Origin of the sequence: Alkalihalobacillus bogoriensis ATCC BAA-922 (assembly GCF_000621445.1) — a bacterium.
Lineage (GTDB): Bacteria > Bacillota > Bacilli > Bacillales > Bacillaceae_F > Bacillus_AO > Bacillus_AO bogoriense.
In genome coordinates, this window is sequence record NZ_JHYI01000006.1 from 29,270 (window position 1) to 53,189 (window position 23,920).

At 34.7% G+C, this 23,920-nt stretch carries 29 protein-coding genes and 2 pseudogenes; 3 read left to right on the forward strand and 28 right to left on the reverse strand.

Features of this window, described 5'->3' with window-relative positions:
- Positions 1–245: 245 nt before the first annotated feature.
- The 12 genes and pseudogenes from T323_RS27700 to T323_RS0100215 form a co-directional block, all read right to left on the reverse strand.
- Entirely contained in the window at positions 246–956 is a 711-nt protein-coding gene (locus tag T323_RS27700) for a hypothetical protein (RefSeq protein WP_026671473.1), read from the reverse strand.
- Positions 949–1,533 carry a PilN domain-containing protein gene (locus tag T323_RS0100170; RefSeq protein ID WP_026671474.1) on the reverse strand — a complete coding sequence of 195 codons (585 nt, stop codon included), beginning with the start codon at positions 1,531–1,533 and terminating at the stop codon, positions 949–951. The genes T323_RS27700 and T323_RS0100170 overlap by 8 nt, the downstream gene beginning before the upstream one ends.
- The gene (pilM, locus tag T323_RS0100175; RefSeq protein WP_026671475.1) at positions 1,534–2,526 is read right to left on the reverse strand and encodes a type IV pilus biogenesis protein PilM; all 993 of its coding nucleotides are present in this window, start codon (positions 2,524–2,526) and stop codon (positions 1,534–1,536) included.
- Positions 2,527–2,559: 33 nt separating this feature from the next.
- Positions 2,560–3,312 (reverse strand): prepilin peptidase, encoded by a 753-nt coding sequence (locus T323_RS0100180; protein ID WP_026671476.1) that lies wholly within the window; start codon positions 3,310–3,312, stop codon positions 2,560–2,562.
- A gap of 31 nt (positions 3,313–3,343) precedes the next feature.
- Positions 3,344–3,664, reverse strand: a complete 321-nt coding sequence (locus T323_RS0100185; RefSeq protein WP_026671477.1) for a hypothetical protein — start codon at positions 3,662–3,664, stop codon at positions 3,344–3,346.
- A gap of 96 nt (positions 3,665–3,760) precedes the next feature.
- Positions 3,761–3,853: pseudogene (locus T323_RS29470) on the reverse strand (type II secretion system protein); the annotation flags it as partial.
- Between the two features lie 55 nt (positions 3,854–3,908).
- On the reverse strand, positions 3,909–4,352 hold the full coding sequence (locus tag T323_RS25515; RefSeq protein ID WP_051556267.1) for a prepilin-type N-terminal cleavage/methylation domain-containing protein: 444 nt from the start codon (positions 4,350–4,352) through the stop codon (positions 3,909–3,911).
- 119 nt (positions 4,353–4,471) lie between these two features.
- Positions 4,472–5,683 carry a type II secretion system F family protein gene (locus tag T323_RS0100195; RefSeq protein ID WP_026671478.1) on the reverse strand — a complete coding sequence of 404 codons (1,212 nt, stop codon included), beginning with the start codon at positions 5,681–5,683 and terminating at the stop codon, positions 4,472–4,474.
- Positions 5,683–6,762 carry a type IV pilus twitching motility protein PilT gene (locus T323_RS0100200; protein ID WP_444541708.1) on the reverse strand — a complete coding sequence of 360 codons (1,080 nt, stop codon included), beginning with the start codon at positions 6,760–6,762 and terminating at the stop codon, positions 5,683–5,685. The genes T323_RS0100195 and T323_RS0100200 overlap by 1 nt, the downstream gene beginning before the upstream one ends.
- Positions 6,743–8,398: a GspE/PulE family protein gene (locus T323_RS0100205; protein WP_026671480.1), complete on the reverse strand. Its 1,656-nt coding sequence runs from the start codon at positions 8,396–8,398 to the stop codon at positions 6,743–6,745. The genes T323_RS0100200 and T323_RS0100205 overlap by 20 nt, the downstream gene beginning before the upstream one ends.
- Positions 8,399–8,418: 20 nt before the next feature.
- Complete coding sequence (locus T323_RS0100210; protein ID WP_026671481.1) at positions 8,419–9,747, reverse strand: VanW family protein; 1,329 nt, start codon at positions 9,745–9,747, stop codon at positions 8,419–8,421.
- Positions 9,748–9,775: 28 nt separating this feature from the next.
- Positions 9,776–10,114 carry a hypothetical protein gene (locus T323_RS0100215; RefSeq protein ID WP_026671482.1) on the reverse strand — a complete coding sequence of 113 codons (339 nt, stop codon included), beginning with the start codon at positions 10,112–10,114 and terminating at the stop codon, positions 9,776–9,778.
- Between the two features lie 291 nt (positions 10,115–10,405).
- On the opposite strand from T323_RS0100215, the gene T323_RS27705 reads away from it, so the two are divergent.
- The 3 genes from T323_RS27705 to T323_RS0100230 are packed head-to-tail and all read left to right on the forward strand — an operon-like array spanning position 10,406 to position 13,102.
- Positions 10,406–10,915, forward strand: coding sequence for a type IV pilus modification PilV family protein (locus tag T323_RS27705; protein WP_026671483.1), 510 nt, complete (start codon positions 10,406–10,408; stop codon positions 10,913–10,915).
- The gene (locus T323_RS27710) at positions 10,866–11,423 is read left to right on the forward strand and encodes a type IV pilus modification PilV family protein (RefSeq protein ID WP_156942355.1); all 558 of its coding nucleotides are present in this window, start codon (positions 10,866–10,868) and stop codon (positions 11,421–11,423) included. The genes T323_RS27705 and T323_RS27710 overlap by 50 nt, the downstream gene beginning before the upstream one ends.
- Before the next feature lie 11 nt (positions 11,424–11,434).
- Positions 11,435–13,102, forward strand: a complete 1,668-nt coding sequence (locus T323_RS0100230) for a hypothetical protein (RefSeq protein WP_026671485.1) — start codon at positions 11,435–11,437, stop codon at positions 13,100–13,102.
- A 143-nt stretch (positions 13,103–13,245) separates the two neighbouring features.
- Here the strand turns inward: T323_RS0100230 and T323_RS0100235 are convergent, their stop codons facing one another.
- From T323_RS0100235 to T323_RS0100325, 16 genes and pseudogenes are all read right to left on the reverse strand, one after another.
- Positions 13,246–13,536 (reverse strand): hypothetical protein, encoded by a 291-nt coding sequence (locus T323_RS0100235; protein ID WP_026671486.1) that lies wholly within the window; start codon positions 13,534–13,536, stop codon positions 13,246–13,248.
- 254 nt (positions 13,537–13,790) lie between these two features.
- Positions 13,791–14,087 carry a hypothetical protein gene (locus T323_RS0100240; RefSeq protein WP_026671487.1) on the reverse strand — a complete coding sequence of 99 codons (297 nt, stop codon included), beginning with the start codon at positions 14,085–14,087 and terminating at the stop codon, positions 13,791–13,793.
- Between the two features lie 437 nt (positions 14,088–14,524).
- Positions 14,525–15,067, reverse strand: coding sequence for a hypothetical protein (locus T323_RS0100245; protein WP_026671488.1), 543 nt, complete (start codon positions 15,065–15,067; stop codon positions 14,525–14,527).
- A 402-nt stretch (positions 15,068–15,469) separates the two neighbouring features.
- Positions 15,470–15,772 carry a hypothetical protein gene (locus T323_RS0100250; RefSeq protein ID WP_026671489.1) on the reverse strand — a complete coding sequence of 101 codons (303 nt, stop codon included), beginning with the start codon at positions 15,770–15,772 and terminating at the stop codon, positions 15,470–15,472.
- 126 nt (positions 15,773–15,898) lie between these two features.
- Positions 15,899–16,237, reverse strand: a complete 339-nt coding sequence (locus tag T323_RS0100255; protein ID WP_026671490.1) for an ASCH domain-containing protein — start codon at positions 16,235–16,237, stop codon at positions 15,899–15,901.
- Between the two features lie 266 nt (positions 16,238–16,503).
- Positions 16,504–17,264 (reverse strand): annotated as a pseudogene (locus T323_RS29655) (serine hydrolase domain-containing protein).
- Positions 17,265–18,039: 775 nt separating this feature from the next.
- Entirely contained in the window at positions 18,040–18,324 is a 285-nt protein-coding gene (locus T323_RS0100280) for a hypothetical protein (protein ID WP_026671494.1), read from the reverse strand.
- Positions 18,325–18,617: 293 nt separating this feature from the next.
- The gene (locus T323_RS25530) at positions 18,618–19,505 is read right to left on the reverse strand and encodes a phosphotransferase (RefSeq protein WP_084309013.1); all 888 of its coding nucleotides are present in this window, start codon (positions 19,503–19,505) and stop codon (positions 18,618–18,620) included.
- Positions 19,506–19,706: 201 nt separating this feature from the next.
- Entirely contained in the window at positions 19,707–20,132 is a 426-nt protein-coding gene (locus T323_RS0100290) for a GNAT family N-acetyltransferase (RefSeq protein WP_035177141.1), read from the reverse strand.
- Between the two features lie 157 nt (positions 20,133–20,289).
- Complete coding sequence (locus T323_RS0100295; protein ID WP_026671496.1) at positions 20,290–20,763, reverse strand: GNAT family N-acetyltransferase; 474 nt, start codon at positions 20,761–20,763, stop codon at positions 20,290–20,292.
- 450 nt (positions 20,764–21,213) lie between these two features.
- Positions 21,214–21,399 carry a VOC family protein gene (locus T323_RS28235; protein WP_084309015.1) on the reverse strand — a complete coding sequence of 62 codons (186 nt, stop codon included), beginning with the start codon at positions 21,397–21,399 and terminating at the stop codon, positions 21,214–21,216.
- A 230-nt stretch (positions 21,400–21,629) separates the two neighbouring features.
- Positions 21,630–21,947: a type II toxin-antitoxin system PemK/MazF family toxin gene (locus tag T323_RS25540; protein WP_218971025.1), complete on the reverse strand. Its 318-nt coding sequence runs from the start codon at positions 21,945–21,947 to the stop codon at positions 21,630–21,632.
- Entirely contained in the window at positions 21,937–22,143 is a 207-nt protein-coding gene (locus T323_RS0100310; RefSeq protein WP_026671497.1) for a DUF2281 domain-containing protein, read from the reverse strand. Before T323_RS0100310 ends, T323_RS25540 begins: the two co-directional genes overlap by 11 nt.
- Positions 22,144–22,229: 86 nt before the next feature.
- Entirely contained in the window at positions 22,230–22,790 is a 561-nt protein-coding gene (locus T323_RS0100315; RefSeq protein WP_026671498.1) for an HAD family hydrolase, read from the reverse strand.
- Between the two features lie 98 nt (positions 22,791–22,888).
- Positions 22,889–23,341 (reverse strand): hypothetical protein, encoded by a 453-nt coding sequence (locus tag T323_RS27715; RefSeq protein WP_051556271.1) that lies wholly within the window; start codon positions 23,339–23,341, stop codon positions 22,889–22,891.
- A gap of 123 nt (positions 23,342–23,464) precedes the next feature.
- The gene (locus T323_RS0100325) at positions 23,465–23,899 is read right to left on the reverse strand and encodes an SMI1/KNR4 family protein (RefSeq protein ID WP_026671499.1); all 435 of its coding nucleotides are present in this window, start codon (positions 23,897–23,899) and stop codon (positions 23,465–23,467) included.
- Positions 23,900–23,920: the final 21 nt, after the last annotated feature.

A 23,920-nucleotide genomic window follows, 5' to 3' on the forward strand; every position in this document is an offset into this window, starting at 1 on the left:
TTTTGTCCTTCATCAACCTTATGAAGGACACTTCCTCTCTGTTTTCTCCTCGTTTTGTCCTTCATCAACCTTATGAAGGACACTTCCTCTCTATTTTCTCCTCGTTTTGTCCTTCATCCACCTTATGAAGGACACTTCCGCTCTATTTTCACCTTGTTTTGTCCTTCATCACCTCAACAACTTTGCCAAACTGTCTTTCTCAAAAGCAAAAAAGCATACCCGTTAAACTAGGTATGCTCGTTGTTTTATTTATCTTGATAATAAAAAGTTGTCACCTGCATTGTAAAAGAAATCGTTTCATCTGGGTCATCAGTAAACAATAGATCTGCTTCAGTTGGTGTTGTAAATTGCAAGGAATCGACTCTTGTAATTCGTTCGCGCTTTTCAATTTCTTTTAAAAACATCCGATAGCTTTCATAATTAGGTGAGACGACTTGCATTGATATCGTTAATAGTTGTAACCCATTTGGTAACTGCTCTTGTTCAAGTTGAGCTTCTTCAACAACAACTTCCGCTTCGCCTGCTTCAGCTACTTCTTCTACAGCTACTGGTTCCACTACTTGCTCGCTAGTCTCCACCCCTGACTCAGCCGCTCCAGAAATAAATTCTTCATCTGTTAATTCACCATCATAACTAGTAAACGAAATATCCTGAATTTTACTTTCACTTACTAGCTCAACTTCTTGCAACGTTAATAAATATTGATCAATCAACCGTTCCTTTGGTACTTTACGCTCAAGCATCACCGTGTTTTCCTCTTCTTGGTTTGCGAGTTCTGCCAGTTGAACAGTAATTCCATCGATTAACATTTGTTCTGTCGTAACCATTGTTTCTTCTGCTTTTAACTGCTCTTGCACAGGCTTTTGAAAAAGAAAAAACGCCAGAACAAGCAGCAAAAATAAACTAGCAATGATTACAATAAACACGGTTCGTTTTTCTTGAATATACTCATTCATTGTTCTTTTCCTCCTTTACTAACGCCTCACGGTCGACTGTTAATGTGTACGTGACAGTATAGCGAGGAACGCTTTCAAAAGGCTTTTCTTCTTGATTAATCGTATGGTCAAACGTTGTTACTGTGTTTACACGAACATCTTCTAGAAACGGAGACCGATTTAATTTCACAATATAAGCTGCAATCTCTTCCATCGTTTCTACTTGTGTTTGGATTGTCGTCGTTCCATTTGAGTAGCTATATTGATTTAAATAGCCTGTTTCCGGTAAATCATCAACAAGTTGGTCAATTAATAATGATGTTGGTACAGGTAAGCGTTCGGCAAAAGCAACAATCGATTCTAGCGATTCTGTTTGCTCAGCTTGAACGACTTGTAGCTCTTGTTCTAATAATTGCCGGTTTTGCACGAGTACTTCTTTTTGTTCAATCGTTTTTTCTAAAGTGGACGTCGACTTCATATAATTTACAGCAAATACAATCGCAACAATAAGCCAAATAAGAAAAAAGCCATAAATTAAAATGAGGAAAAGCTGTGTTTTTCGTTCTCGTTTCGGCAGTAGATTCACATCGACTAACACTTACTCCACCTCTTTCAGTGACAGTCCAAACACTGGAATGTATTTTCGGTCAATGCGATGACTCCACTCTATTGGTATTTTCGCATCTAACACTTTCAATGGGATATCGAGATTATTACTAAATCTCAAAGCGATTTCATCTAAATACGGATGGTCTCCTAATACAACAAGTTGAGAAATCGATTTTTCCCCTTTATGCATCGAATAGCGATAAAAATTCATAATTCTTTCAATATCCGCAACTAAATCTTGAATATCTGTCCATAATTGTTCTTCATTACCGACAAATGTCCATTTCATTTCATCAACATTATCAAGTGCAAAAGACCAGTCTTTTTCACTTACATTTAACGATTGATGCCGAATAAATTCCGGTAAATGATTAGAAAAAATAGCAATGTTCATTTTCGTTAAATTAAATTCTAAAAACATGACTGATTTTTCAACCATGGCAGGGTAAAGCTGATGGTAAAAGCGATACACTCCAAGTGGTGAAACATCAGCGGCTATCGGTTGTAGACCCACACCTTCAAAAATTTCAGCAAACTTCACAAGCTCATCCTCAGGAGCGGCAAACAGCAACCCTTTTCTTTTGTTTTCTTCCCCATCATACAGATGAATATCAAAAACTGGGTTTTGGAACGGAAAGTGAAGACTTTGTCCAATTTCCATTAAAAAATGACCGAGAATTTCATCTTCAGGTACATTTGGAGGAATGTCGACCTTTTTTAAAATAACGGTGGAATCAGGTACGTAAAATTTCACGGTTTTCCCTTTTATATTCCACTCTGTCACGAGATGCTGCATAAATTCAAAAAAGCCGATTTCATCAACCATTTTTCCATCTTGAATAATACCCGCTGGAATGTATTTTTCACTAATCCGTTTCACAGAGGAAAAGTCCGTTCCTTGCATTTCGACCATGCGCACAACATAATCATGTAGCACGATGCTTATTGATTTTTTATTTCCTTGAAATAGGGAAAGAACCACAGTTTTTCCTCCTCAATCTAGTCATAATTACAGTTAAAACATACCAATATACATATTCCAAATGACATCACCATAAAAATACGTGATAAGCGCCCCTGCACTTATTGCAGGTCCAAATGGAATAGGTTGCTTTCGTTTGACTTTTTTTAATACGACTAAGACGATACCAACAAAAGCCCCAATAAAGGTTGCAAAGAAAAAGGTTAACAAGACACCTTTTAATCCAAGAAATAAGCCTAACACCGCAAACAGTTTAATGTCACCGCCACCCATGCCACCTTTACTAATGATGGCGATAAAGAGAAGTAACACAAACCCGACGATACTTCCTGCAATCGGATCCCACCACGGATCCATTGGTATAAAAAAGCGAACCGGGATAATGACACAAGCAAAAAACAACAATACTTTATTCGGAATAAGCATCGCATGCACATCGGAAATGACGATAATGACAAGCAATGAAAGTAAGAGAAATGCAATAAGCAATTCTTTTGACCATCCCACCATCAATGGTGAAATCGTGAAAAGACATGCCGTCACCAATTCAAACAATGGGTATCTCATCGAAACTTTTGTTCCACAGCCTTTACAACGCCCTTTTTGCATGACATACGACAACACTGGAATTAATTCAAATGCAGACAATGTTCGTTTACAATTTCCACAATGAGATCGCGGTGTCACAATCGAACGTCCTTCCGCCGTACGAATCCCAACGACATTATAAAAAGACCCTAAGACTAACCCAACAACAAATAAATAAATATGCAAAAATAATTCCATCAAAAACCCATCCTTTTTCTCTTAAGAGATATTAGTCAGAATGGAGCGTTCCATCCAAATATTGAAGAATTCTCGGTTCCGTTGCTTCTTTTTCTGAACTCGAATGTAAAAAATCTGCTAGACTACCAATGTTGTGAACATTCCGATTCAAACGTAAATTTGAAACAACACCTTCTTCAAAATCAAAAAATACAAGACTATCCTCTGTCGTCACGGTTGCTTTATCACGAAAATCAACGTGACTCACATGTCGTTGCAATTGATTGATAGATATTTGGCCAAGCTCATTCTCTTCATCATAATATAAGTGTGACTCCTCTTCTGCAAGAAGGATTTTAGCCCCAGAAAGCACACGGGACGCATCCGCCACAATCGCCCGGTCATTTGTTTTTTGAATGACACTTAGAATAGAAGGAATGGCTATTGCTAGAATGATGGCGAGAACAACGATGACTGCGAGTAATTCAATTAAGGTGAAGCCAGATTGTTTTTTTGGATAGGATAAATTGGGATTGATGGGAGTTCGCCTCCATGTAAATATTTCCTAGCACCTACTAGCATCAAGGGATACTAATAGGTACTAGATTTTTTAAAGATTAGTTTCCGTTATTATTATTTGTAGTGTTACCTGTATCTTTTTTATCCAATTCATTTTGGATATCTTCTTCCGTTACTTCTGTTGCCAAGTTATTTTTTAATAATTTATTAACACTATGACCAATAATTGAGTAAACACCCGTAGAAGAAACCTTTACCTTACCAGTATCTCCATCCCATTCAGCATTATCAAGGTAATTTTTTAGATGCCCTTTTGGTATTTCACCACTAGTTGGAACACCATTAGCAGCTACATACAACTTCGCCGCTGCAATAACTTGGGCAGCATCTGAAACAGTTGCTCTATCATCCGTCTTACTAATCAAACTCCCAATCGCCGGAACCGCGATTGCTAAAATAATAGCTAAAATAACGATAACTGCTAATAATTCGATTAATGTTAAACCACGTTGGTCTTTGACCATTTTGATTGCTTTTACCATGAGTAAAAACCTCCTAAGTAATTTTAAATTTTGTTTTGACTTTATTGACATCTACTACTTACACGACAGCTTCCTTCTACTCCAGGCCACCGCCTCCTTTAAAGAAATAGAATATGGTTTTATAAAAATTGGTCAAACAAGCTGAACATTGGGATAAAGACCGCTAAGACGATAAACCCGACGACACCTGCAAGCACAACTACCATTATTGGTTCAATTAATGACTTCAGTGTATCCACACTTCTGTCGACTTCTTCTTCATAAAAGTCCGCTACTTTTGATAGCATTAAATCGAGTGAGCCGGTTTCTTCCCCGATCGCAATCATTTGTGTGACTAGCGGTGGGAAAATCCAGCTTTCTTTTAATGGGGCGGTTAATGAATTTCCTTGTTCTAAACTATCACGAGCTTGTAACACGACTTTTCCCATAACAGGATTGTTCACGACGCGTTCTACAATCGTCAACGATTGTAAAATCGGGACTGAGCTTGAAAATAAAGACGCCAGTGTCCGTGTCATTCTTGCAATCACTGCTTTTTGTAATAGTTTTCCGAAGATTGGTAAACGGAAAGTTATCGTGCTTACCGTGTATTGGAACGCTTTGCTTCTTTTCTTCGCAACGATAAAAGCTGTTACGACAATCAGTAAAATAAGTAATACGAGCCACCAATAGCTAGAAATGATTTCACTTGTGGCGATTACAGCGACCGTAATCCACGGCAACTCGGCTCCTAAATCAGCAAACATATCAATAAATCTTGGGATGACAAACGTCATTAAAAACACAACGACCGCTACGGTTATAACTGATAGCACAATCGGATAACTTAACGCCGATTGAATTTTGCTTTTAATCGTATGTTGCTTTTCAAAATAGGTCGCTAGCCGTTCTAGTGTTTCATCTAAATTACCCGTTGCTTCTCCAGCTCGAATCATGTTTACAAAAATCGGCGGGAAAATTTTCGGGTGTTTATCAACGGCATCAGAGAAAGCTGTTCCTTCTCTTAATTCTGAATCTACCGTAAACAACACTTTTTTTAGCCCTTTGCTTTCGGTTTGCTCTGCTAATATTTTCGTGGCATCGACAATAGTAATGCCTGAACGAATTAATGTTGCGAACTGGCGACAATACACAACGAAATCATAGTGTTTTACTTGTTTTCCGATTTGGATGTCTTTTTGAAGGACGCTTTGTTTTACTTCGTGAAGCTCAAACGCCATAATGCCTTGTTCGCGTAAGACAGCAATCGCTTGGTTTTTCGATTTTGCTTCGACTCGGCCTTGTTTTCGTTCGCCTTTTCTTGATTTTCCACTGTATTTAAATGTTGGCATTACCACTCACCTGCTTCTAGATACGGTTTGACGATGTCCATATCGATTTCGCCTTGTTGATATAATTGCTTCATCGACATTTCAAGCGTATGCATGCCTTGTGCTTTGCTCGTTTGCATAATGCTTTTGATTTGATGATTTTTTTCACTTCGGATTAAATTCGCAACAGAAGGCTGATTAATTAAAATTTCTGTCGCAGCTACTCGTCCTTTTCCTGACCGCGTTGGAAATAATCGCTGTGAAATGATACCGACTAACACAGATGCTAATTGAATCCGAATTTGCGGTTGTTGATGCGGAGGAAACACATCAATAATCCGGTCAATTGTTTGTGGTGCACTGCTCGTATGAAGGGTTGCTAACACGAGATGACCTGTTTCCGCTGCAGTGATTGCCGTAGAAATCGTTTCTAGGTCGCGCATTTCTCCAACTAATATAATGTCAGGGTCTTGTCGTAACGCTGCACGCAATCCGGTTGAAAAGCTTTGTGTATCAAATCCAATTTCTCGTTGATTAATAATCGAGCGGCTATGCTTATGCAAATACTCAATCGGGTCTTCTAATGTCACAATATGTTTTGAATCTCGTTGATTCACATAATCTATCATCGCTGCTAGAGTCGTAGATTTCCCTGAGCCTGTTGGTCCAGTTACTAAAATTAACCCTTGTGGTTTCTCTACTAAATCTTTTAATAAAGACGGCATTTGCAATTGTTCTAAGCTTGGAATTGTCGATGGAATGACACGAGCGACAATGCCAATATGACTGCGCTGATGATAGACATTTAAACGAAACCTAGACACATTTGGAATGCCATATGAAAAGTCTAACTCGCCTTTTTCTATAAAAAGATTCCACTGACTTTCAGGGATTAATGTTTTCGCCATCGCATGAACATGTTCAGGACGGAGCGCTTCACTCCCATATTGCTTTAATGATCCATGAAGACGAACAATCGGTGGTGCCCCTATCGTTACATGTAAGTCAGACGCATTTGCTTCACACGCCATCGTAAGAAGTTCATTGATATCGTAGCTCACCTGTTCGTCCTCCTTTTCACTATTCTGATAAGGCGACACGCAACACTTCTTCTGTTGTCGTTAAGCCTTCTTTTACTTTTTGTAATCCATCATCCAATAAAAACATCGTTCCGGCTTGCTTTGCATATTCACGCATTTGCGCTGTACTGCTCCTGGCCATAATCATCGCTCTCATTTCATCATCAATGAGCAATACTTCATGAATGGCCAATCGTCCACGATATCCTGACATATTACAACTTGAACAGCCTTTGCCTCGTTTTATCGTTTCAATATCGATAATGCGGTTTGCAAATATTTCTTTTTCTCGTTCTGTTGCTTCCATCGTTTCCGCACAATCACGGCAAACTTTACGAACAAGACGTTGGGCTACTACACCAGCTAAAGAAGAGGAAATTAAAAACGGTTCAACTCCCATATCATCTAATCGGGTAATACTTGCAATAGAGCTATTCGTATGAAGTGTACTAAGCACAAGATGTCCAGTTAACGAGGCACGAATGGCAATTTGGGCCGTTTCTAAATCACGAATTTCCCCGACCATGACGATGTCTGGGTCTTGTCGCAAAATCGAACGTAATCCTTTTGCAAATGTCATTCCAACATTTTCATTCACTTGCACTTGGTTGATGCCTTCAAGTTGATACTCAACCGGGTCTTCTACTGTAATGATGTTTACATCTTCTGAGTTTAGTTTTTGAAGAGCCGCATATAATGTCGATGATTTCCCTGAACCTGTTGGACCAGTAATCAATACGATCCCGTTTGGTTTTTCAATCATTTGTGCAAACTTTTCTTTGTTTTCTTGACTAAAACCAATTTTTTCAATATCACTAATCGCATTGGATAAATCAAGAATTCGCATAACAATTTTCTCACCATAAATCGATGGAAGTGTTGAAAGTCGAATATCAATCGGTTTAAAATGAACATTTATTTTCATACGACCATCTTGAGGAATACGATTTTCTGTAATATTTAAATTCCCCATAATTTTAATGCGTGCTGTGATGACGTTTTGTAAATGCTTTGGAATCGTTCGTTCTGTTTTTAACATGCCATCGACACGATAGCGAACGCGAAAATCTCGTTCTTGTGGGTCGATATGAATATCACTTACACGCTGTGCAACCGCATTGGCAATAATTTGATTCACTAGTTTTACAATCGGAGCATCTTCATCCGTCATTTTCGCTTCATTAATATCTTCATCTTTTGGCAGGTCACTCATAACTTCTTCCATCGAATCTTGTAAATCATAAAATTTACTAATTGTTCGGAATAAATCATCTTTTGTTGCGATCCCTGCTTCGATTTGAAAGCCTGTCGCCATCCGTAATTCTTCAATCGCAAAATAGTCCATAGGGTCAGCCATCGCCACAAATAATTTCCCGTGTTCCTTTTTTAAAGGCATGACATTAAAGCGTTTTGCTAACTCTTTCGGAATCAATGAAAGAATGGATGAGTCGATTGGATACGAATATAACTTAATATGAGGAATACCAAGCTGATACTCTAGAACTTCAATAAGTTGAAGTTCTGTAATATAACCTTCTCGTAATAAGGCATCCCCTAGCTTTTCTTCTCTCGACTTTTCTTGCAATGTTTTTACTAGTTGCTCTTCAGTAATTAAGTTCGACTCTACTAATAAATCACCAAGTCGTTTTCGTATCATGCGTTCCCCTCCTTTCACCATTAATAATCCGTAATCACTTCTTCTCCTTTAATTGGAAAATCAGCATCTTCTTCTTTTTCACTATCATCACGATCTGTTTGGTCTTCGGAATCTGAATCAGTGTCGGTCTCATTTTCTTGCTCGAGCTCTTGACTTGTTGGTACTGTCACTTCAAGAACTTTTGGAGAAATCGCGACAATTTTTGGAGTAGGTCTGTAAAAGTTTTGTGCGAGTCTCACTTTATCGACTTGCCCACCACTTTGGTTTTTCATCACACGGTACACATCCACTCGCAATCCATCTTTGCCATTTTTCTCAAGTCTTTCTTCGTTTGGACGTAGGCCGGAATCATAGCGATAAATCGTTCTTGGTTCGATTTCTGTTTCATTTTCCATATCAAATGAGTAGTAAAATGTCGGACTATAACCGAGTAAAGAAAAATGTAGCTTATCATCTTCACGCTCAATATGAATCGTAAACGATACCTCTTCACTGTTATGGATCACTAAGTCTTTTTCTCGTTTCTTTACTTCCGCTTCAAGTCCTGGTTGAATGAAATCAGGAATTTCTTCCATTTGATGTCGTTCATTAATTTCTAAATTTGATTGGATAGCTAAGGCGTACACACCTGATGCAACAATCGATATCGCTTCACTTGAAATGATTGTATCTGCATTTGCATCAGAAGCTTTAAGAAATGAGAAAGTCGACTGTCCTTCGATTACATATCCGTCTAAGTTGGCAATGACATTTGCTGCGGATGAAAGTGTTCCTTGAGCAATGTCTTCAATTGAGAATGTCGCAATCGTCACTTGTTCTTCTGCCATTCCTTCATGGTAGACCGCTTGTACCGCGTTTTCCTCTAACTGTATCGCTTGTGATAGTATCTGTTGAATCGTTTCTTCTTTCTTTATCGTAGACGACCAATGAATTGTTGCTTCATCCACATTTTTCATTTGCACTTCTAACGGAATATGAACGGGTTCCACTTGTTTTGAAAAATGAAACCACGATGTTTTCGTTTGTTCGTTTAGCATTTTGATAGATGTCTTTGGCTGAAAGTGAAAATTCTCACGTTGAAACTCATAAAATCCACCTGTACTCGTTTCAATAATAAGGGCTTCTCCTTCACTCCACTCCTTTATTTCGGCTTCAAGTTTTTCAAGCGCCTCTTCTTCGCTTAATCCACCAACTTGAATACCACCAATCGTCGAACCTTCAGGAATAGAGGCTTGTGCACTTCCAAATAGCGGAGCAACACTTACAGATAAACCGACTAAAATAATCGCTTGAATTAAAAATAAAAGATACACTTTTTTTAATGTGTTGTTCCGTTTTGTTTGATTCACTACAAGGTCCCCTCACTTCCAGCAATTTTCACATTTTAATATCTTGTAATTCTATTTTCGGCTTTGCTTCTACTTGATTGTCATCTTCTATATTTACGATTTCGAATGATGAAATCATCTTCTCGTTTTCTTCAAATTCTTCTTTTACGAACCATTTCAAAACAAAATATGTAGCAAGTATCATAAGTAAAAAGACTAGCAAGGCAAATTTCCCTCCGATTAACTGATAGGTAATTAGCGCTATACTAGCAATCATAATCGCAAAAACACAACTCGTATACTGTTGTTTTTTTGTTACATTCTCAATTTTTGTAAATATATTTATTGCGACTAAGGCGAGAACGAGTACTACTACTATCAACGTCATTAGTCTCACCTCCGACTTCACATTTATTAGTTCTAAATATCCATTATCCGACGTAAATAAACAATTTTTTTAGGGTTTTTTACTTAATTATATAAAAAAGTATAAAACATATGATAAAATATTACTAGATATTTTTTACAGATTATACTTATTTTTTTATTTCATTTCACTATATTTTTCAGAATCGCAAATTGTTTTTTTCGAAAATACCGATACAATAATAAGTAGATTAGTAATGTTCCATATTTCCTAATAAAAAGTAAACCGTTGTAAAAAGGGAGCCGATCGCTCATGATAAAAAAACTTCTGACAAAACAAGAAACCGGGTTTACATTACTAGAAGTCGTAGCTGCGTTAACGATTGTTACGATTATTTTAATTCCTTTGATTGGGTATTTTGCCCAGGCCAGTTTTGCGACAAAGGAAAATCAAAGTCGGACCGTTGCTTCCTATGCAGCAAGAAATGCTCTTGTTTATGTTGAAAAATTACCATTTTCTGATTCGAATCCTGAATCAATTACTCAATTTCTTGCAGATAAGACAACGCTCAGCGCGAATGATTGCTCAGAATTAAGCTTGTTTTTTTCAGACATTACAGAAGGCGAATGTGAAAATATATTTCAGCCGACATTAAACAATGTTCCTTATTATGTAAACATTACCTTTACCGAAGAAGAGTCTAGTCTTGACCCTTACCTCATCCCGCTTAAGATTGAAGTTTATCGACATGCAGATTTAGGAGGAAAAGCCATTGCGACGATTAATGGACATATTATCCATGAAGACTTACGTTATAAATAACGAACGTGGATTGACTCTTATAGAGCTATTAGCTGGACTAGTCGTTTCAACGGTCATCTTAGGGCTCATCTACGGTGTAACTTTGATGGGAATGAATCAATTTAATTTAACTAGTAAAGAGCTTCAATACCGAAGCGAGGCTGATTATTTAATTAAAATGGTCTTAAATGAAATGTACGAATTTTCTCCAGACCGTGTCACAGATGATGATAATACACTCATTCTCGCAAAGGAAAAAGCCATCTCCATCGCCGATGATGGCATCATTGAAGAAAAAGAAGCAGAGCTTGAAGAAAAGTCAATCCGACTAGAAGCTGGTCAGTTATATGTTGGTGATACCCCACTATTAACTGGAAATGTCCGGCTGGAAGAAGGGTCTAGCTTAACCGTGACATGTAATGAAGAAAGCTGTGAATCAGGAATCATTGATATTGTTTTTATCCTTTCCGACCCAAACGCTCAATATGAAATAACCCCATTAAAAGTGGAAAGCTCATTTGGGTTTTAGGAGGCCAATTTATGAAAAACGAACGAGGTTCTGCCTTACTTACCGTCCTATTGATGTCCGTTATTCTACTCACCTTAGGACTTGCAATCATTGCTTATAGTATAGGCGATGCTAAAATGACAACAATTAGTCAACAAGATTTATCGAATATCCATGAAGCGAAGATGGCGATTGAAGAAGCAACCGCTATTATTCAAACGGAAATTGTTGATGAAGTTGGAACCCGCTATTATACACCGAGTGAATTTGAAACGACTGTTGTCGGTGATTTCAAAAAGGAATATACGTTTGATGAGGAAGGTTTGGAATTTAGCATTGACCATTTTCCAACAACTCGGAATTTCTTTATCGTTGACACAACAGCCGATTCTATTGACCGAATGAAAGATTTAAGTCGAAGGTTTGATATTATCGCAAGAGGGATGGATGAAAACGGTCTGTATCGGTATTTTAAACAAACAGTCTATGTATCTGCTATCCCAAGCTTTTTATATTTTGGTGTCGGTTCGAATGAAACAGTAACCTTAAATGGAAGTCCATTTATTCAAGGTGATATGTATGTAGGCAATGAACTGACAATGACTGCTACAGCTGAATATAAGCTTGCGACAGAAACTGGCGTGATTTCAAAAACGTTTAATACAAACTATCCATATTTTTCAAATAATGACACACTATCCAATGTGTATAAACAGTCATCATCTACGGTAATTCCTGAGTATGTGAATGTAGCTGATGGTCAGCCAAATCTAGTGTTAACATATCCAAGACCTTTTATTGACGTTGATTTACGAAAAACATTCGTCGATAAAGTCAATGCCCTGATTGATACGACAATTGAGCCTGAAACGGACATTCCGCTCGTCATCCAGCAGCTTAAGATGGATTTTACTGTAAGTGAAATCCAAGACGCATCTGCGATGACAAATGAAAATCAATCGTATTTATTCACATCAGACGGAAGTGGAGATCAAACGTTTTTTATCGACCAAAATGTAATACTTGGTGATGACCAATGGTTAATCGTTGATGGAAATTTATTTATTTATACGTATCGAGATATAGAATTTAAAGGAAATGTTTTAGTGACAGGGGATATTTATATTGTTGGTGCTCGATTTGAGGATGAACTGGAATTACATGAGCAACCTTCTTTTTTCTTTGACTCAACGATGATCGGTCTTGGAAAAGCACTCATATTGGATGCACAAATCAACCCAAGTACTGAAAGCAACACTTTTATCATGATGACCGAAGGCGAAGATACTCATTTTACTAGACCTGAAAATGTAGAAACGATTTCATCTGGAATTGAACTCGCACGAATTAATGAATTCAAGGAAGATCCACTTGAAATTAATGCCTTTCTTTATACGAGTCAAGACGCGACACTATATGGAGTAGGGTCAAATATTAAAATAACAGGTGGCATCTTTTCCAAGAAAGATTTAACGATTAATGCGGTTAGAGGTTCTGTTGTTGACGATGCAACGTCAGTAAATGGGATTCGTTTTTCTTCTCCGCAAGAAACAAGTGTGTACCCAAACGAATCAAGGTTCCAAGTGTATCACAACCGAGAAGTACTTACATTGCTACAAAAGCAAGAAGGTTCTTATTTAGGGTTACCACGAACTGATCGACTAACACTCTTAATCGACAGGTTAGAAGTGATACGATAATAGGATTAAAGAAAAATCACAGACAATCTCACATGCTAAAGTACACAACTTCCATTCCTAAAACGATTATTAATCCCAGTGAAAGAGGCACGAAGAATATTCTTCGTGCCTTTAATAAACATATTTGTATAAACGAAAAAAAGTCAACTTCCTATCTTCAATAACCATTCACGCAATTTAGCTTTTGGATAATATACCTTATTGTTTATTATAATGTGTGGAATATTTGGGTGTTCACGAATCAAATCTTTTGCATCTTCCATAGAAATTCCTATGAAATGATGAACTTCATTTTCTTTAATTAATTCGTGGTCATCACTTTCATCTAACGACTCTAAAATATTTTTTGAATTTGGATTTTTGAAATTTTTTAATCCATCCCCAATTAAATATCCTGCAATAGCAATTCCCAATGCTAACCATATATAGTCCACCAAAATTCCCCCCAATCCTTTTTAACTTACTACTCGACTTCCATAAGAGATGATTAGTTTGAGCTTCTTCAACAATCGTAACTGTTTGTTGAAGTGAACCTATTACAAACTTTCACCGTTGATATTGTAAATCATAAATATACATTCTAAAAAATAGTTTCCGTAATCAAACTTCATCCAGAGGAATTAAAGAGCCATTCTCATTTTTGATTTGAGAATGGATTTTGTAATAATTCATTGAAGTGAAGCACCGCTTAGTTAAATTTCAACTTTCTTTTATAGTAGAAGACAAAACTAATCGCTATAACAATAATTGCAGTTCCCCCTATAGTATAAACCCCATCCCAATCATGAGACTTTCCAAATAACACCCATACTTGATAAGGTATAAAAATTAATGCAACAATGGTTGGAATTCCACATAGAAGTAAAGTAATATTTTGTTTAATTTCTAATGTAGTTGTTTTACTTTTTCTTTTTTCAATCATTGTCATCTGTCTTAATGAAAATAATAAAACAAATATAGCTGTGATTAGCAAAATATAATTCATTATAAAGACCTCCTCATATCATTTAATTTACCACAAAAATCCATCGGCTTGTTAAAACAATTCAACCGCTTACGATGTGCTCTGACATTGTTAAATACTAGAGCACCTGTTACTTGAATAAAGATTGTACATTCTAATCGTCAAAAGTACTATTATAAGGCTCTGCATACAAATCAATATCAAAATTCGCTTTTATCTTTTTGATCTTTTCACATAAATCCCATAAGTTATCAACAATCCTGATTTCAACACTTCTTTTTTATTAGTTCCCTAAATAAATCTTCTATCACTACCCTCAAACAATTCATTTATGCCAATTCTTTACCAGAAATTCTTCAACAAATTTCTCTATATCTCTGTGATCCATTGAGCGAAGAATTAGACTATCAATATATAATAATTCATTTACAAACTTCTCCGTTTAGCGACACAAGGGCTTATTCTTTATATTGCTCCCATATATAATTACCTGTTTTCGTTTCAATGTCAGAAAGTTCTTTATACCACAGCACTTCATCTTCACCTTCTAAATCTAATACAACCTGTTCTAAAACTGTTCGAATAAACGTAATGTTTTTATTAATTTCTTCCTTAAAAACCTCGTAATCTTTTCCTTCAACTAGATTTTTTTCTAACTCCCGATACTGTCTTATTATATTTTTTATCTGCTCATCGATAATTTGAACATTTGCACTCATACCCCTATAGCCATTTGCGATTTCATTTAAATTACCAATATATCTTTCTAAAAGAACATCGCCATTTTCTTCCTTTTGTAACGTTTCAATCCAAACATCAACATCACCTTCATTTAAATAAAAAAGTGTCAATGAGACAGTATCTTGGTAGGCTGCACCTTTGCTTACTTTGAAATTATTATTTTCTTTATAGAGGTTAAAATTAAAGTACATTGATAAAGCCAAGACAATAACAATCCCATAAACAGTTATCTTTTGTTTTTTCACCTTATTTCTCTCCATTCGTCCTCCTAGGAAAATACTACATTAAAATTGAAAATAGCTTGTTCCACATTACTGCCTATAACGAAAGAAGCGACTGTTCTTTCTCAGCATTCGCACTCCGTTTATACAATAGTTGTAGCATCGTTAATCACATTTTCTTTCTTCGTTTGGTTATAAGAGTTATCATCAAGCCAGTTAATCCCGCAACAAAGAAAGGTGGGGTACTTCAAGCTAGATAACCCAATTGTCCTGTAAACAATGATATGATTGGCTTAATTTAATTATAGTTGTTTAAGCATTCTTCTCTGTTTCTTAAATAACCGTTGTTATAATTTCAACATTAATTTCCTTTTTTTGTAGTACCAAAAATGCGTTCCTACTTTATTGCAGAAACGCACGCATTACTTGAAAAACAAAACATCAATTTTCTTTTTTCACGAAATGCAGAAACCACCTTATAATTCCAATCACTAAAATGAGAATCCCATTAGCCAATGTTATAAATCCTAAAAATGCTCCAGCAAAGCCTGCGCCTTCTCCTGTTCCTCCAGCACTGAAATGAAGAAATGCAGCGCCACTTGCAAAACCAATAATTGGAGCCAATACCATCATAATAACGCCTGATACCATAAGATTTAATTTTTCTTTTAAAAACAACACGATGAAAACAATATTAAGCGATATTAAAATTAAGCTAAATAATGCCACTATCAAATCTTCCATAATGTCCCCCTTTATCAGTTAAATTTTACCATAAAGAACAAAAAATATATATTTAATAAACATGCTCATTAGCAGAAAAAGCAATGGCAGTTATACGCTCACATCCCATAGTTAAGTAATTTGGCTTTAATATTTTATTGTAATTGCTAATGTCCCCCATTCTTTTTCTTGTTCTGGTGTGTATATCTCGTATGTTTCATCCAATATTTGTTGCATTGTCCAACCGTCACAATCAAAATACTGGAAAGGAATATCCTCATACATCGCTTGAAACGTATTGTATATTTTTAAGTCTGTAACTTTTACTTGTAATGTTTCATCTTGTTCAGGCACCTTAATGAATTCAATCGTATCGCCAACTTTGATCATTCTTCTTTTTTCATCATTTAACCGTACTTCAACCTTTTTCTGACCTTCTTTAATTGATTTGAAATATTCTCCATACAATCCCATTTGATGTATCACTGTGATTCACCTCTGCTTCACATTCTTCTATACCTTATTGTGTTAAACTCCTTTTATAAGAAGTAAATAGCCCTGTTCAGTATTTGCTTCCAATTACTTGAAATGCATTTCTTCACATAATTATTATATTCGCTTGAATTATAATAGGAATACTACACTATACTCATTCTTGTTTATTGTCTTACCCTCACTCTGTTATTATTTTTCTTACTTCTCTAGTTAATGCCGCACCTCCACCATCATCATTAGAAAGTGCTATAAAGATATTAGATATAGTCATCGTTAGGATAAATATCTAATCTATTACTAACACCAGGGAAGCCTCCATCGTGGCCAAATATCGGGTGCCCATTTATACTTTCAACAAAAAATCCGTATCCATAACCCAGAGTGAAGTTCTCATTAGTATCGATATTTTCCTTTTCCGTTGTTATTGTTGCTGTCAGATCTGCACTAATTAATTTACTATTTAATACCCCTACAGAAAACTTCCACAAATCATTGATGGTTGAATATCCACCACCTGCCGCTGAACCTTTTGTACATATAGAAAGATTATTAGTTTTTTCCTCTTGAAATGCCCCATCAAAATTAAAATTTGTATATCCTATTCCTAATTCTTCGGTATCCCAACTTGTTTCAAAAAAAACAGTATCATTCATATCTAGCGGTTTAAAAATGTATCTAGTAACAAATTCAAAGTAATCTTTTTAGAAACACTTTCGATTACTAACCCTAATAAAATAAAACCACCATTACTGTATTGAAATCGTGTTCCTGGTTCAAAATGGAGCTTATCTTCAATAAATAGTGCTAGATAGTCAACAAGATTCTTTATTTCAGTCCTATTTTCTAGAAATTTATCATTAAAGAAATCTCCCACACCTGAAGAATGCGTTAATAAATGGTGAAGCGTAATTTTATCATGGGGAAATTCAGGAATAAATTTTTTCACTGTATCTGAAAGTGATAATTGACCTTGTTCTTCAAGTATTGCGATAGCAAGACTTGTAAACATTTTATTCATCGATGCTAAATTGAATTTTGGTATCGATAGAATTTAATATATTTTTATCAGTATTTGCTAATCCGTACGCTTGAGAATATAGTACCTTCTCTTTGGTACCTATTAACACCGCTCCTGAAAACCTACCCCGTTTTGCTAGATTTACCACTTGCTGGTTCACCTGACTAATTAGTTCATGGTTATTTTTTCTTAATACATTCAATAAATCTCCTCATTTCTTCTTTTCTTTCCTTTCCTTATTATTAATTCTATAATACCAATGAAAAACCCCTGAGTTATCTGCATTAGGAGGATTTTCACACACTATAATCTCTTAAATCTATTACCTTGCTCATTGAACAAAAGAAAGATGGTAAACTTTGTTTAGCTATAGCATTCATCTATTTAAAGGGTAACCTTTCACAAACCTTCGTTTTTTAAGACAGGTCTCATTAATTGCCCAGACTAGACCAATACTATGATTTACATCTATTCTTTTAGGTAGCCTTGACTCAATACAGAAATATCACTTTCTTCACTCACATGAAATAACCTCATAATATCTCCTTATATTTCGAATTACTCATTTGAGTTCTAGCTAGGGATTCAAAATTCCTTTTTGAGCAAATCTGCGCAATAATTGAAAAGCGACAGCTCTTTTTCCGCTGTCGCTCGCTGTTAGTTCATTATGTAAAATAACTTAATAACTGTCTTACTAGTAGAAAAGCTCCCGTTAACCATCCATATAGATTTACACATTAATTGCACATAATATAAATGATGCAACAATAAGTAATTATTTTTTGTTTTTTAGCTCTAAAAGCATAGGAGATATATTTAATAAAATCGATATAATCGTCAAAACCCATAACGCTGTTTCCATCGTAGGCACTACATCTACTAAAGCAGACCAGTCTTCCACCTTTACCCAATTGGACACCATACTGTATTCTGCAACAAGTGTTAGTGCTGTAAATGATAATCCCATTGCCATTGCTAATTTATAATCTTTGCCTGTTCCATACATATAAAGATTTATAAAAGTTGCTACTATAGCAATTAGTCCTAATATTAACCACATAACTATACCTCCACTATTTTTTTATTTAAGATAAACATAAACATTTATCTACAAATATATATTAAAATTTCCTGTTATCTTATTTTTAAATCTGGACCGTTTGTTGAATAATGTTATTGTAGCAATGTAGACAAGATTTTCTTATGATTGTTTCAAAGTCTTATCAAATCAAAACTGTTTGTACTAATTAAACTCTTTATGTTCTTCATTTTACTCCATGCCAAGTCATATTGACATTTATCAATAATCTCTTTTGTTAAAGCCTCACCAATTTCATCTGCCTTTTAAATTACTTATCTCACACCCTGTAAAATCGTGTTTTCTATATTTATTCTATTTTCATAAACCCATAGAAACATTTCTTTATTAACTTCATAAATTTCTTTATTGTTGGAAAAATAAGACATAAAAACAGTTTGGATACACAGCATTATATACCATAGAGATTTAATTTCACTAAATGATAAAGGATTGTATAGATTATATCCAGTTACTAAATCACCAACGAAATTAATCCATTTTCCCCTTAAATTCTCCTTTGAGAAAACTTCACTTAACACACTCGTTGAACAATAACAGATATCAAATGTATTAACATTTATCTCAGCAATATCGAAATCAATTACACCACTTAATAAGCCACCTTTAAAAACTATATTATGAATGTGGCTATCCCTATGTATTAGCTGTTTTGGTAAAGATTCAACTACTTTTTTAATGTCATCTTCTAACTGTTGATATACCTTTAACAGTTTTTTAGAATTATCGACTTTTTTAATTTCGTTTACTGCATACCCGTAAACCATATGGTATACGTCTTTTTGTGGAAACTCAATAGCAAAGTTTATTGAGTTCATTGCTTTGTTTAAAGTAGCAATCGTTTCACCCAGAAGTTTTGGTATCATAGAATTTTGTAGAGTTTCGGTAGCACTAAAGGTTTCACCATAAATATAATTGTAAATACAGTAGTTGGCATTTTTATAATTAACCATTAAATCACCAAACTTAGTGTACAATGGAATTTGAGTTGGGAATTTATTTTTTCCAAGATGTTTTAGCAATTTTAATTCCTTTTCAAATTGTTCGAGGCTTCCCTTCTTCTTCAAAACATATTTTTCATTAGCAGCTGAAATAATTAAGGTTGCCCGTTCCGAAAGTGCTTTAAAATCCCTAACATTAATTTCTCAATTCAAAGAAATATTTCTAATATCTAAAAACTCCATTATTGTTCCTCCAGCTCTACTATAGGTAATATTATTTTGTTTTCCTATCTAACATCCTCCATATTTAAAAACTCCAGTCAAACTCTATTGCCCATTAGTTGAAAAGCGACAGCTTTGTTTCGCTATCGTCCCCGTTAGTGTTCATAAACTAAATGTTTATTATCTCAATTTAAAATAAATTATTTCAGGGTCTCCTTCATCTAAGTTTTCAACAACTCCACTTTGTTTGAAACCATTTGCTATAAATACTTTTTGCATATCCTTGTTTGATTGATTAGTTGATGAAAATACTTTTTCGGTAGGCGATATATTAACAAAATAATCCATCAAAGATGTTGCATATCCTTTACGTCTTGCTTTTGGTGATACTATTATCAATGATATAAAACTGTTATTAAAGAAATTGGTATCGAATATTAAAAATCCAACAATCTTACTTTCACAAATAACAACTATGCATCTGTCATCTTCAACCGCTTTTTTTATGTGCTCCCGTCTGCTATCGTTTCCTGTAACTTCTCTATCAACTGCAATAATATTTTCGACATCTTCTAATTTTGCTTTTATCACATTTTTTAATTCCAAATTCAAATTCCTCCCGATACAACCTATAAATTAAGTATTTGCTTCTTTAGTTTAACGTTCTTTTCCAGTTAGCAGCCATAAAAAAGAGCTATAGCAATGCAATCCTATTTTTCTAATGCCTCTTTTAGTTGAAGAACAACTATGGGTTATTACTTTTCTAAAAAGGTAACGTCATCTTTTGGCTAACGCTTTTCATTCCTTGACTCTCATAAAAAGAAATGGCATTTTGATTAAACTCCCATACGTTTAAATCCAATGATGATGCCCCTTTGTTCTTAGACCATTTAACACATTCATCGAATAACACTCTACCTATTCCTTTTCTTTGATTACTATATTTAACTCCAAAATCATTCATATAAGCATATTTTCTTGGTGTCATAGATTCGAAAGGAGGAGCCTCTTTTATTTCCATTACAGCGAATCCAACTACTTCTCCATTTTCTCTTGCCACTAATATTTCATAATCGGAGTCTTCCAATAACTCTTGAAAATAGGATTCTGGCATTACATGGTCTATTTTTTTAAATATATATGGTAATGCTTCAGCATGTTCATCTTGTCCTTCCTTAACAATGGAATTAACGGCATAAAAATCACTCGTGTTAGCAGTTTCAATTATTAAATTCATTTTTATTCCCCCTCCATATTTACAATATATTATAACATTTTATGGAAGTAATCTGCTCGTTAGCGGAAAAAAACATTCTTGTTGCTGTTGCAGAAACGCTCCCATTAGTAAAACAACAAATTTGCCTTTCTTTATTAAAATAAAATCATTAAATCCATTAGAAAAAATAAAACAAACTATTTTTTTCTACCATATAACTTTTCCCATTCTAATCAAGTCATAATATTGTCTTCAGGTTTTGGTGAATCATTTAACATGGCAATAAACTCAATTGAATGACCATCAGGGTCTTTGAAGTAAATTGAAACAGCAGGCATAAAAGGGAATACTAATAAATTTTCAGAACTTTCTCCCAAAAAGTTGGTTGTTTCAATTCCTAAACCAAATAAATACTCTCTTGCTGAAGCTATTCTTCTAAATCAACTCTAAAGGCAAAATGTTGCCTTTGGATTAGAGAACTTGGTAGTTTTCTCTGATACCGAGCATAGACTCTCCAGGCTTACCAACCCAATAGAATGTTGACTTTCTATTTTCGTCCTCATATAAAGGGATAATATTTAGAAGTTTTTCATAAAAACCTGCCGATTGTTGGTAGTTGCTAACATTAATTTGCGTTTCAAATATACCTTTGATCATAGAAGAATAATCCACCTTTTTTAACTATTATAATTATTAAACCATTATTAAATGGTACGAAACTGCCCCATTACTTCAATAAGAAAAGTGAAACCCTTGTTTAAGTATCGTCCCCTTTAATTTAAGTGTAGACATTCACAATATTTATATTTTAGCACTATCTATTACCCAAAAAAGGACTGCTTATCGCAGCCCATTTATAGAAATTTTAAGTTATTAAGTGCTCTATTTTAGTTCGAACATTGTTTAATACTTCTGTGTTCACTTTGCCAAATCTTTTTCGGATAATTCCTTTTGAAAGTGTATAAACTTTTGTCTGCTCTCACTGCCGATGTAACTTTAAGAGCACCCTCGTCTAAATCTTTTTGTTTTATCACGACGGAATAATCAAGTTTTTTTAATTGTGATGTAATAGCAACAACAAGAATATCCTCAGTCATCTGATTATAATCATCATTTGAAATAATGAGAACAGGGCGTTGTTTTCTATTTGACAAGTCACTAAACGGTACTGGAATTAAAACAATGTCACCTTGTTTATGAATCATTCCAAACCTCATCAACCTCATCATCTATATCATTAACCCAAAAATCAATGCTACTTTCGCTCGCTTTTGTTAAATCTTCTGATAAACTTTTCTCTTTTTTTGTCTTTAAATATTCAGCAAAGTCTAATATTTTATCGACTTCTTTCTCTGGAATTTCATCAATAATTTTTAGTAATCGTTCTTTAGCATTATTCATGATGTTCATCACCTCTTCCATGAATATTTTATCTATTTATACCATTATCAAACACTTCAAACCATTGGTGTAAGTAAAGCCACCCATTAGCTCAATAACTGGTTGCTAACATTTTTAATCCATTTACCTTTATCGTCTGCCAGTAAAGTGTTCCAACCTAAGTTCCGTGCTTCAATCAAATTTTTCTTTTGGTCGTCAACGAATAATACATTTTCATTTCCGTTTAAATGGGAATTTACTTTTAAGTATATATCAACTTGTGGTTTACAAAATCCTACTTCACCAGAAATAGTTATACTTTTTATGTATTCTTCAACGGGTGTGATTAAATGTTTCACCCATTCAATACGATGATTACTTAACAAGTGAATATTAGCATACTTACTCCATAAAGGGATTTCCTCAAGAGCAGGCAAAGGTTTAATCACTGTTAGTAATTTAGTTACAGCATACTCTTTATCTATGGTTGGGAACCTCTCTATCAACTTATCCAAAAATTCTTCATCTGTAATTTTTCCTGTCCATAATTGTTCTCGGACTTCCTTTCTAAACTTGATAAGGTCATCATATGTAACTTCAAATCTTAAAGATAAGTTAGTTGCAATCACTCCTGCAATATCTAAAACTAAGTCAGTTTTTTTGCTCATCTATTTCAACCTCCAGAATAAACTAACCTTCTTGTTCAAGTATCCTGCTTCGTTAGCGCAATAAGACAAGCGATACCTTCTTAAAGTATAGCCATCCTTTAGCTGAACATCCAAGGGACATTCATTTGTATTTCAAACTGTATTGTTGGCATTGAAAACTCTTCTGGAACTAACGTTAAATCTTCAGTGAAACTTACATCAACACCATAATGTTCAACAAAGTTAGGGGTTGAAACCTCACTACCTTTCTTCGTAGGTATCCATTTAGGTCCATCAATTATTCTGCCGACAATATGATAAAATGCACCGTATAAATGTGTCCCATCTTTATTCAACATATATTCAGAAACCTCACCTTCTTTGCGAGGGTCAATACCAAGTGAATTAAAAAGGTCTTTAATCTTTGAAGGGAACCTTTCACAAGCTAAAACGTAATTAGCACAATAATCACAATCACAGTCTTCGGTGATTAAATGATATTTGTCGTAAAATTCTTTGGTTTTATCAACATCAACTTCGATAGTCCAAGGACCTATTTTTGTTTGTTTCATATAATTCACCCTTAATCAATGCTTTTCTAACCAATCTTTCTTGTTAGTCATAACTGCCCAATAGTGAAAAAAGAGTTTTTACTCGTTCCAGAAACGCCTCCCGTTACTTTAATTAAATGCTTTCTAAATAGAAATTTCACCTGTTATCCAATCTTTAATAAAAACTTCTAATGAAGGAGCAACCCACATTCTGCTATCATCTTCATGGTTCCAAACATAAATATCATCCGTTTGAATACTGCCATTTAATATTCTATAACCGAATAAGTCGCCATTTCCTGCATCTGAAAAAAATAATAAATGTTCAAATGGCATATAGATGTCTTTGTAATCATCAAAATTTCTAAAAAATAAATTGTCCGTTACGATTTGGGAAGTTGACCATATTAAAGGACAGTCAAAACTATCAAAAACTCCATTTGTTTCACCGAATAGTTCAAATAACTTTTTAGGTAATTCCACATTTAATTCCTTTTTAATTTGATTTACTTCAATATTAGTCGCTGGTGGTTTGAAAGAATATTCTTTTGATACTGAACTTATATAATCTTTCCACATCAATGTAACACCATCCTTAAA

Coding starts and splice junctions, on each gene's coding strand:
- T323_RS27700 (WP_026671473.1), bottom strand. CDS start 956: ATGAATGAGTATATTCAAGAAAAACGAACCGTGTTTATTGTAATCATT.
- T323_RS0100180 (WP_026671476.1), bottom strand. CDS start 3,312: ATGGAATTATTTTTGCATATTTATTTATTTGTTGTTGGGTTAGTCTTA.
- T323_RS25515 (WP_051556267.1), bottom strand. CDS start 4,352: ATGGTAAAAGCAATCAAAATGGTCAAAGACCAACGTGGTTTAACATTA.
- T323_RS0100195 (WP_026671478.1), bottom strand. CDS start 5,683: ATGCCAACATTTAAATACAGTGGAAAATCAAGAAAAGGCGAACGAAAA.
- T323_RS0100205 (WP_026671480.1), bottom strand. CDS start 8,398: ATGATACGAAAACGACTTGGTGATTTATTAGTAGAGTCGAACTTAATT.
- T323_RS0100215 (WP_026671482.1), bottom strand. CDS start 10,114: ATGACGTTGATAGTAGTAGTACTCGTTCTCGCCTTAGTCGCAATAAAT.
- T323_RS27705 (WP_026671483.1), top strand. CDS start 10,406: ATGATAAAAAAACTTCTGACAAAACAAGAAACCGGGTTTACATTACTA.
- T323_RS0100230 (WP_026671485.1), top strand. CDS start 11,435: ATGAAAAACGAACGAGGTTCTGCCTTACTTACCGTCCTATTGATGTCC.
- T323_RS0100240 (WP_026671487.1), bottom strand. CDS start 14,087: ATGAATTATATTTTGCTAATCACAGCTATATTTGTTTTATTATTTTCA.
- T323_RS0100245 (WP_026671488.1), bottom strand. CDS start 15,067: ATGGAGAGAAATAAGGTGAAAAAACAAAAGATAACTGTTTATGGGATT.
- T323_RS0100250 (WP_026671489.1), bottom strand. CDS start 15,772: ATGGAAGATTTGATAGTGGCATTATTTAGCTTAATTTTAATATCGCTT.
- T323_RS0100280 (WP_026671494.1), bottom strand. CDS start 18,324: ATGTGGTTAATATTAGGACTAATTGCTATAGTAGCAACTTTTATAAAT.
- T323_RS0100295 (WP_026671496.1), bottom strand. CDS start 20,763: ATGAATTTAATAATTGAAACTGCTAACACGAGTGATTTTTATGCCGTT.
- T323_RS28235 (WP_084309015.1), bottom strand. CDS start 21,399: ATGATCAAAGGTATATTTGAAACGCAAATTAATGTTAGCAACTACCAA.
- T323_RS25540 (WP_218971025.1), bottom strand. CDS start 21,947: ATGATTCATAAACAAGGTGACATTGTTTTAATTCCAGTACCGTTTAGT.
- T323_RS0100310 (WP_026671497.1), bottom strand. CDS start 22,143: ATGAATAATGCTAAAGAACGATTACTAAAAATTATTGATGAAATTCCA.
- T323_RS0100315 (WP_026671498.1), bottom strand. CDS start 22,790: ATGAGCAAAAAAACTGACTTAGTTTTAGATATTGCAGGAGTGATTGCA.
- T323_RS27715 (WP_051556271.1), bottom strand. CDS start 23,341: ATGAAACAAACAAAAATAGGTCCTTGGACTATCGAAGTTGATGTTGAT.
- T323_RS0100325 (WP_026671499.1), bottom strand. CDS start 23,899: ATGTGGAAAGATTATATAAGTTCAGTATCAAAAGAATATTCTTTCAAA.